Raw genomic sequence first — 8,254 nt, 5'->3', positions numbered from 1 at the left:
CTCAACATAACCTGGCCTTGATTGGCCCGGCCGGGACCGGTAAGAGCCACACCCTGATCGGGCTGGGGATCGCCGCAGTGCACGCCGGGCACAAAGTGCGGTACTTCACCGCCGCCGACCTCGTGGAGACCCTGTATCGCGGGCTGGCCGACAACACCGTCGGTAAAACCATCGACACCCTACTGCGCCAAGACCTGATCATCCTCGACGAGATCGGATTCGCCCCACTCGACGACACCGGCACCCAACTGCTGTTCCGACTCGTCGCAGGCGCCTACGAACGCCGATCACTCGCGATCGCCAGCCACTGGCCCTTCGAACAATGGGGACGATTCCTGCCCGAACACACCACCGCCGCCAGCATCCTCGACCGGCTCCTGCACCACGCCACCATCGTCATCACCGACGGCGACTCCTACCGCATGACACACCGAACGGAGGTGCCACCCACCTAGAACATCCCGCACAGGGTGGGGACTTTCACCTGGCCACCAGCGGGGACATCAAACTGGCCGTTGACACAGGGAGCAGTGATTGGGCTCGCGCCGAGCGCAACGGGTTCTTTCGCAGTCCACGACGGCCGTCAGGCCGCAGACACTGAGGTATGAGGAGCGATAGCCGCCGGGCCGAGCAAGGGACGAAGGAGGTCGACGAGCTACGACGGGTCCTCTTGCGCTGTAGCGCAGTCAGTTGCGTGCGAGGTACTCGGCTAGGAATGCTTCGACGAGGGAGGGTCGGAGCTGTCGTTGGCCGGGTCGGGGTGGTCTCACGTCGATGACGTGGCTGGTTCTCGACCATGATCGACGCGCGTCGTCGTGGTGCCGGTTGTTCGGGCGCGCGTGATCGCCGGACCGCGTTGGTGGCCCGTGGATCTGCTCGCGCACGGTGTTCAGGTGTTGTGTGAATCGCCGCGGGATGTCGGGTCGGCGGTTGAGGCGTTCGGGGTTGGGTGGTGCGCCGGGTTCGGCGTTGAGTCGCCAGAGGCAGCGGCCTTCATCGGGTCCAGAGCGTTCGATGTGGGTGGTGTACTGGCCGGGATTGTCGCCGACCATGCGGTTATGACGGGGACAGGCTGGGGCGAGATCGTCGATGTCGGTGAGACCACCCTTGGCCCAGTCCTTCTGGGCGTGATGAAGCTCGACGTGGGTGGCGGGCTGATCACACCCGGGCGCCGAGCACACTTCGCCGTCAGGGCGGGCGAACGAGACGAGGCGTTGTTCGCGGGTGGCGAGTCGTTTCCCGCGCCCGAAGTGCAGGGGGACGGCGGTGGCGTTTTTGAAGATGGCCAACCACGGCTGGACCTCACCGGCCATCGCGATCAAGTCCCGGATGGGAAGCAGGGTGCCGGTGGCGGTGGTGGCGAGTCCGGCTTCGCGGATGAGGTCGTTGAGGTCGGCTTTGATGATCAGTTGCACGGGCAACCCGCGGTGCGACTTTCCAAGGGTCCCGTCGGCGAATCCGGCGGCGAGTGCGGCGTCGAGGGCGTCGTGGTTGACCTGCGCGGGAGTGCGGCTGTCACGGTCGGCCGCGGCTGTCAGGGCGTCGGGGTCGGCGGTGCCGACGGGTCCGGACGGTGAGTGGGGGTCGTCGGGGTTATTGAGTCCTGGTTTGCCCCATACGGCGAACATCATCGTCAACCGGGCGGCGAGTTCGGGTGTGAGGGTGCCGGAGATCTTGGCGGTGCCATCGGCGCGTTGGCGGCCGATCCACAAGTTGCGGCGTCGTTTCTGGTCGGTGTCATCAGCCAATGTGCCGTCGGGGTCGAGATGAGCCAGCAACCGGGCACCGAGTTGGGTGATGTCGGCGGGTGTGTGGTCGACGGCGATCTCCGCCATCTGCCGTTCAGCCGCGACTTTCACATCGTGTGCGACGGCGTTGGGGATCTGGTCGAGGACATCGAGGGCGGCCTGCACGTGCGCGGAACCGGCCGCTCCTGCGGCGAACGCTTCGGCCAGGGTGGGGTGTTCAGGTGGTAGGACCTCGCCGCCGAGGCTGGTGCGGGTGGCGGTGGCGTCCATCTGCTTACGGCGTCGCATCGGGTTGGAGACGCGTAGCCGGTGGGTCATGTACTGCATGAGTGTTCGGCACCCGGCTTTGCGGGGCAGGTCGCGGGCCTCGACCTGATCGATCTGCCGGTCACCAGCAACAGTCAACCGTGCGATCGCTTTCTCGGTATCGGCTGCCACTTCGGCCAACTCGGCATCGGTACACGGCCCCAGGTCGACCGTCTGCAACTCGTCCACGATGCGGTGGAGGTCGGCCACCAGTTCGACGGCACGCGGCTGCGGCGTCGCTGATCCGTCAGACATGGCCACCCCCCAAGAACCGTAGCCGCGAATGTACGTTCGAGTGTACACCACAGTCGGCATCTCGCAACTCGAAAGTGTCTGTTGTGCAACGGTATTCGTCGGCGACAACTTGTCGGTGCGTTGTGGTAGATGGGGCGCCGGTTTGGGTTGTCCTCGAATTTTGTTGTTACGAGTCCTCTCTCGGCTGCGGATGTGCGCGGGGAGGCCAGAGACCGCTCAGACGTCCAGCACTTCGGTCAACTGCGGGACGATCTGCTTCTTGCGCGAGACGACGCCTTTGCCGAAGGCGTGGCCGTCGGCGACGGTGACACCCAGCGCCTGCTCGATGGCCGAGGCGGGTTCGCCGACCACGAGCAGGTCCGAGTCGGCCTTGATCACATCGGTGATGAGCAGGAGGTAGAGGTCGTAGCCGGCTGCCTCCTTCTCGGCGGTCATTGCCGTCAGGAACTCGTCGCGACGGTCGAGTATCTCGGCGGAGTCGACCGTGGTGACCTGCGAGACCCGTACCGTCTTCGGCCCCATGTCGAAGCTCTTGGAGTCCCGTCCGATGATCGCCGACACCGGCTCGTCGCCGAGCGCGGTCCCGGCCCGTAGAAGCGCGTCGCCGTACTCGTCGACGTCGACGCCCGCGATGTCGGCAAGCTCGGCGGCAGCGGCGCGATCGGCGTCGGTGCAGGTGGGGGAGTTGAACAAGAGGGTGTCGGAGATGATCGCCGACAGCATGATGCCCGCCTGCGGACGCGGGATCTCGACCCCGTTCTCCGCGTACATCCGGGTGAGAATCGTGCAGGTGCATCCGACCGGTTCGACGCGCATGTACAGCGGCGCTGCCGTCTCGAAATTGGCGATCCGATGGTGGTCGATGACTTTCAGGACGGTCACGTCGGTGATGTCGGCGACGCTCTGCTGGCGCTCGTTGTGGTCGACGAGCATGACCTTCGCCGGCGCGGCCGTCTCGATGACGCGCGGCGCGTCGAGTCCGAAATGCTCCAGTGCGAAGGTGGTTTCGAGACTCGGTCGGCCCAGGGCAACGGCCTCGACATCGCTGCCGAGCGCGGCTTCGAGGTGGGCGAGGCCGATCGCCGCCCCGATGGCATCGGTGTCGGGGTTGCGGTGTCCGAACACCAGGATCTTCGACATGGGACCTCGGCTTTCTCCTCGGCGGTGCGCGTGGGCCCAGACTACGACGATCCCGGCGCCTCGCGGGTCTCGTTCCCCGTGAGCATGATCCTCACCGGGTCGGCGCCCGCGCCCGGGGTCGGGGTTCTACATTGGCCCCATGTCCACGACCGGGCGTCGACGCGTCATCCTGGTCGTCTGCTGCCTGAGCATGTTCCTCGTCGGCCTCGACATCTCCGCGGTCAACGTGGCGCTGCCGTCGATCGGCGCCGATCTCGACGCCACGCCGTCTCAGCTCCAGTGGGTGGTCGACTCGTACACGCTGGTCGTCGCGAGCCTGCTCATCCTCGGTGGCACCACCGGCGACCGGCTCGGTCGCAGACGCATCTTCGGGGTCGGCCTCGCGATTTTCGGAACCGGGTCGGTGCTCTGCGCGGTGTCGCCGACACCGGAGGTGCTCATCGCGGCCCGGGCTGTCAAGGCGGTCGGTGGCTCGATGCTGAACCCGGTGGCCCTGTCGATCGTGACCACTGAGTTCACCGAGCCGAAGGCGCGTGCGCGGGCGATCGGGTTGTGGGGAAGCGCATTCGGGGCGAGTCTGGCCTTCGGCCCGGTCGTCGGTGGTGCGCTGGTTTCTGGCCTGGGCTGGCAGGCGATCTTCGTGCTCAATGTCCCGGTGTGCGTGCTCGCCCTCGTTCTCAGCCGGCGGTACGTCCCCGAGTCGAGGGCGCCACAGCCTCGACGGGCCGATGTGGTGGGTCAGCTGTTGATCCTCGTGCTGTTGGGAACCGTGACGTTCGGGATCATCGAAGGGCATGTGCTGGGCTGGAGGTCCGGCGTCATCGTCGGCTGTTTTGCGGTCGCTGCGTGCTCGTCTGTGGTCCTGATCTGCTACGAGTTGCGCCGCGACGAGCCGCTCCTGGACCCGCGGTTCTTCGGCAGTGTGCCGTTCACCGTCGCGGTCGTGTGCGCGGTCATCGCGTTCGCGGCGACCGGCGGGTTCCTGTTCGTCAACACCCTGTACCTGCAAGAAGTCCGCGGACTGAGTCCGCTCGGCGCGGGTCTGATGCTGATCCCGTTGGCTCTGGCCGCCGCGTCCTGCGCGCCGGTCTCGGGACGCCTCGTCGCCGCGCGGGGGTCCCGGCCGCCACTGTTCGCGGGCGGGATCGGGATGGCGGCGGGCGGAGTGCTGCTCCTCGGCGTCGGATCCGATACCCCGTTCACCTACCTCGGCGCGGCCTACCTCGGGTTCGGCATCGGCTTCGGACTGGTCAACGCGCCCATCACGAATGCCGCGGTGTCGGGCATGCCGCGAACCCAGGCGGGACTCGCCTCCGCCATGGCGTCCACCGGGCGCCAGGTCGGGACGGCGCTGGGCGTGGCGGTGTCCGGTGCCATCGCGTTCTCCGGACGGGTGGGAACGGTGGCCGACGACCTGAGCGCCACCGCACGACCGTTCTGGATGGTGGTGACGCTGTGCGGCGTGGCGATCGCCGTGCTGGCCTATCTCGCCACCGGCGCCTGGGCGGAACGAACCGCCGTGCGCACACGCGACCGCGTCGAGTCCCGATCGGGCTCCTGGACGGCGTGAGATTCCCACCATCGCGCGATCAGCTCGACGATCCCATCAGGCGTCCGCGTCCATCCGAGGTGCGTCGCGACGCCCCCGGCCGGACCGTCGGAGGCCCGGTAACACAGTGTCGACATCGCGTCCTTGTCGAACGCCGCGTCGTAGGCGTCCGCGGCGCGGCCGGACACGACCTCGTCGTCGTGCAGCCGGATCGACAACGCCGGCAACCGCATTCGGGAGTCGAGTGCGAAACGGCGCCCACCCGGTCAGCACCATGCGCGCCCATTCCCGCATCAGCGTGCGCGGCGTCGGACCGCCGAAGCCGCGTCGTGGCCACCGGCCGAGCACCGCCGCGACCGGCGTCACCGACGCGGCCAGTGCGGCGAGCGGGATCCCGCGTGCGCCGTAGTGTCGGAAGTGGGGGACCGAGGCGCCGATCGCCACGATCCCGTCGGGAGCACGATCGGTCCGTGACGCCACCAACGCCGCCAGCTGTGCACCCAGGCTGTGACCGAGCACCAGGACCCTCGTCTCCGGGGTTTCCGTCCGGGCGGCGGTCACGGCGTCGGCCAGGTCGTCCGCCTCGTCGGCATAGGACCAGTCGGAACGTCGAGACGGTGTCTCGCTTCCGTCCTCGATCCCTCGCCGAGGGACGATCGCGACGTCGAATCCGGCTCTGCTCAGGGCCTCCGTCAAGCGCCGGTACACACGCGCCGGCACTCCCATCGCCGGCGAGATCAACACCGTCGTGTGCCGTGTGCGAACGCGGTCGTTCTCGATGCGGGTCATGTCACCAACGTCTCGCACGCACGCCGCCGGCACCACTACCTACCAGGTAGTCGTTTCGAGGCGAGGCCCTGTGGATACCAACCAGTGATGGTCGACGCGGACACGAAGGGAGCGACACATGTCGGATGTGAGTAATTTCTCGGAGACCTGCAAGCGCGTGGCGGACGCCGCGATGGAAGCAGGCGTCCGGATCGCGGTCGCCGAATCGCTGACCGGCGGGAACCTGGCAACCGAACTGAGCAAGGCGCCGAACGCGGGTACGTGGTTCCGCGGCGGGGTCGTGGCCTACCACAAGGACGTCAAGTACGACCTGCTCGACGTGCCCGAGGGGCCGGTCGTGAGCGAGACCGCGGCGCGCGCGATGGTGGCATCGACCGCCCGGTTGTTCGACGCCGACCTCGTCGTCGCGGTGACCGGTGAGGCCGGTCCCGAACCCGACGAGGCGGCACCGGGAACGGTGTGGTTCGGACTGGATCACCGCGGCCGCGTCAGCGCCTCCCGGGAAGTGTTCGACGGTGAACCCGAAGAGGTCCTCGCCCAGACGATCGGACACTCGTTGGAGTTGATCGAGTCCTGTCTGCGGTCTTGATCGCCGGACGACCGTTACCCGTGAGGTAGTCGCCGCGCTCCCGCCCGGGACCTACCATGACCCCATGACCGTCGAGGTGGGAAGCATGCTGCGGCAGTGGCGCTCTCGCCGCTCGCTGAGCCAGCTGGATCTCGCCTACGAGGTCGGTGTGTCGCCGCGTCACCTCAGTTTTGTCGAGACCGGCCGGTCACGCCCGAGTCCGGCGCTGCTCGAGGCGCTCTCCGAGCGGCTCGATGTTCCACTGCGAGAACGAAATTCGCTGCTCCTCGCTGCCGGGCACGCACCCCGCTACAGCGAGGAACCGCTCGACTCGGACACGATGGCCCACGTCCGGTCGTCGGTCCAGCGATTGCTCGACGCCCACAACCCGAACATGGGCATGGCGCTCGACCGGACCTGGAACGTCGTGCTGGCCAACGACACCGCGCTCACCCTTCTCGAGTTGTTGCCGCCCGAACTGCAGACCGGACCGGTCAACCTGTTCCGGGTGTCGCTGCATCCGGACGGATTCGCGCGGGCCACGCACAACTTCGACGAGTGGGCGACCTACCTGCTCGAGTTGCTCCGGCGGATGGCGCGGATCACCGGCGATCCGCGCCTCGCCGACCTCGAACGGGAGGTCTCGGGATATCCGACCGTCGCCGCACTCGACGGACGTCTCGCCCGCGACCGTGCCGGAGTCGGGGGACAACCGCAGTTGCTGGTGCCGTTCCGGCTCGCCCTCGGCGACCAGGTGCTGTCGTTCTTCAGCACCCTCACGACGTTCGGCTCCCCACGCGATGTCACCCTCGAGGAGCTGACCATCGAGCTGTTCTACCCCGCCGACGAGCCCACCGAGCGGTGGGTTGCGATGATGCAGGGGTGACCGACACCGCCCCCACCGTCTCCACCGCCGGCCCCACCTCACCCTCGGGTGCGCGACTCCCCGCTGCCGTGCTGTGGGACATGGACGGCACGCTGCTCGACTCCGAACCGATCTGGGACGTCGCGATGGCGGAACTGGCCGCCCGGCACGGCATCGTCATGTCACCGGAACTCCGCGAATCCACTCTCGGGAACTCGCTGCCGGACGCATTGGCGAAGGTGCATGACGCGGCCGGTCTGTCCGCCGCGGAGCGCGATCCCGATGCCGACGGACGCTGGACTCTCGATCGGGTCGCCGAACTGTTCGCCGACGACCTGCCGTGGCGTCCCGGCGCAGCCGAAGCACTCGACCTGGTGGCCGGGGCAGGGATCCCCATGGTGCTGGTGACGAACACGGTGCGGGAGTTGACCGAGGTGGCCCTGGAGACCATCGGGCGTGGACGATTCACCACGACGGTCTGCGGCGACGAGGTGGCGGTGGGCAAACCCGCGCCCGACCCCTACCTGCGCGCGGCGGAACTGCTCGGTGTCCCGTCGGCCGACTGTCTGGCCGTCGAGGACTCGCCGACCGGCGCCCAGGCGGCATCGGCGGCCGGATGTCCGACGCTCGTCGTCGAGTCCGCGGCACCGGTCGAGCCGGGCCGGTTGCGCGTCTTCCGGACCAGTCTTGTCGGGCTGGACCTCGACGATGTCGCCGGTGCATGGACCGGCGGTCTCGCGCGCATCTCCACATGCAAAAATGAGGAATCGTGAAGACTTTCGAGGAGCTGTTCGCCGAACTCAGCGACAAGGCGCAGAGCCGTCCCGAGGGTTCGGGTACCGTCGCCGCCCTCGACTCCGGTGTCCACACCCTTGGCAAGAAGATCATCGAAGAGGCGGGTGAGGTCTGGCTCGCCGCCGAACACGAATCCGACGAGTCGCTCGGCGAGGAGATCTCGCAGCTCGTCTACTGGCTGCAGGTGATGATGATCAAGCGGGGACTGACGCTGCAGGACGTGTACCGACATCTGTGAC

At 67.7% G+C, this 8,254-nt stretch carries 9 protein-coding genes; 6 read left to right on the top strand and 3 right to left on the bottom strand.

The window, feature by feature from the left end:
* Nucleotides 1–455: ATP-binding protein (locus tag JW364_RS15600; RefSeq protein WP_205334024.1), on the top strand; the 455-nt coding region annotated here is incomplete at its 5' end.
* A gap of 231 nt (nt 456–686) precedes the next feature.
* Here JW364_RS15600 and JW364_RS15595 read toward each other — a convergent pair.
* Together JW364_RS15595 and JW364_RS15590 are read right to left on the bottom strand one after the other, a co-directional pair.
* Entirely contained in the window at nt 687–2,309 is a 1,623-nt protein-coding gene (locus tag JW364_RS15595) for an HNH endonuclease signature motif containing protein (RefSeq protein WP_205334023.1), read from the bottom strand.
* Nucleotides 2,310–2,525: 216 nt separating this feature from the next.
* Entirely contained in the window at nt 2,526–3,449 is a 924-nt protein-coding gene (locus JW364_RS15590) for a manganese-dependent inorganic pyrophosphatase (protein WP_078112410.1), read from the bottom strand.
* Nucleotides 3,450–3,588: 139 nt separating this feature from the next.
* Between JW364_RS15590 and JW364_RS15585 the strand changes: the two genes are divergently transcribed.
* Entirely contained in the window at nt 3,589–5,019 is a 1,431-nt protein-coding gene (locus JW364_RS15585) for an MFS transporter (protein WP_078112411.1), read from the top strand.
* 36 nt (nt 5,020–5,055) lie between these two features.
* Here JW364_RS15585 and JW364_RS15580 read toward each other — a convergent pair whose 3' ends face one another.
* The gene (locus JW364_RS15580) at nt 5,056–5,787 is read right to left on the bottom strand and encodes an alpha/beta fold hydrolase (RefSeq protein ID WP_240199145.1); all 732 of its coding nucleotides are present in this window, start codon (nt 5,785–5,787) and stop codon (nt 5,056–5,058) included.
* A 118-nt stretch (nt 5,788–5,905) separates the two neighbouring features.
* On the opposite strand from JW364_RS15580, the gene JW364_RS15575 reads away from it, so the two are divergent.
* The 4 genes from JW364_RS15575 to JW364_RS15560 all read left to right on the top strand — a co-directional run bounded on the left by JW364_RS15575 (nt 5,906) and on the right by JW364_RS15560 (nt 8,253).
* Nucleotides 5,906–6,376 carry a CinA family protein gene (locus JW364_RS15575; protein WP_165630102.1) on the top strand — a complete coding sequence of 157 codons (471 nt, stop codon included), beginning with the start codon at nt 5,906–5,908 and terminating at the stop codon, nt 6,374–6,376.
* Between the two features lie 64 nt (nt 6,377–6,440).
* A complete protein-coding gene (locus JW364_RS15570) occupies nt 6,441–7,241 on the top strand; it encodes a helix-turn-helix transcriptional regulator (RefSeq protein ID WP_058250424.1) in 801 nt (266 codons plus the stop codon).
* Nucleotides 7,238–7,993: an HAD family hydrolase gene (locus JW364_RS15565; RefSeq protein ID WP_374100839.1), complete on the top strand. Its 756-nt coding sequence runs from the start codon at nt 7,238–7,240 to the stop codon at nt 7,991–7,993. Before JW364_RS15570 ends, JW364_RS15565 begins: the two co-directional genes overlap by 4 nt.
* Nucleotides 7,990–8,253, top strand: coding sequence for a phosphoribosyl-ATP diphosphatase (locus tag JW364_RS15560; RefSeq protein ID WP_014926729.1), 264 nt, complete (start codon nt 7,990–7,992; stop codon nt 8,251–8,253). The genes JW364_RS15565 and JW364_RS15560 overlap by 4 nt, the downstream gene beginning before the upstream one ends.
* Nucleotide 8,254 lies beyond the last annotated feature (1 nt).

This window comes from Gordonia sp. BP-119 (assembly GCF_016924115.1).
Taxonomy (GTDB): Bacteria; Actinomycetota; Actinomycetes; order Mycobacteriales; family Mycobacteriaceae; genus Gordonia; species Gordonia hongkongensis.
Note: the sequence above shows the minus strand (reverse complement) of the source record. Positions and strands in the feature narration are given on the sequence as shown.

Excerpts from the sequence above, each read along its gene's own strand:
- JW364_RS15595 (WP_205334023.1), bottom strand. The coding sequence starts at position 2,309 with ATGTCTGACGGATCAGCGACGCCGCAGCCGCGTGCCGTCGAACTGGTG.
- JW364_RS15590 (WP_078112410.1), bottom strand. The coding sequence starts at position 3,449 with ATGTCGAAGATCCTGGTGTTCGGACACCGCAACCCCGACACCGATGCC.
- JW364_RS15585 (WP_078112411.1), top strand. The coding sequence starts at position 3,589 with ATGTCCACGACCGGGCGTCGACGCGTCATCCTGGTCGTCTGCTGCCTG.
- JW364_RS15580 (WP_240199145.1), bottom strand. The coding sequence starts at position 5,787 with ATGACCCGCATCGAGAACGACCGCGTTCGCACACGGCACACGACGGTG.
- JW364_RS15575 (WP_165630102.1), top strand. The coding sequence starts at position 5,906 with ATGTCGGATGTGAGTAATTTCTCGGAGACCTGCAAGCGCGTGGCGGAC.
- JW364_RS15570 (WP_058250424.1), top strand. The coding sequence starts at position 6,441 with ATGACCGTCGAGGTGGGAAGCATGCTGCGGCAGTGGCGCTCTCGCCGC.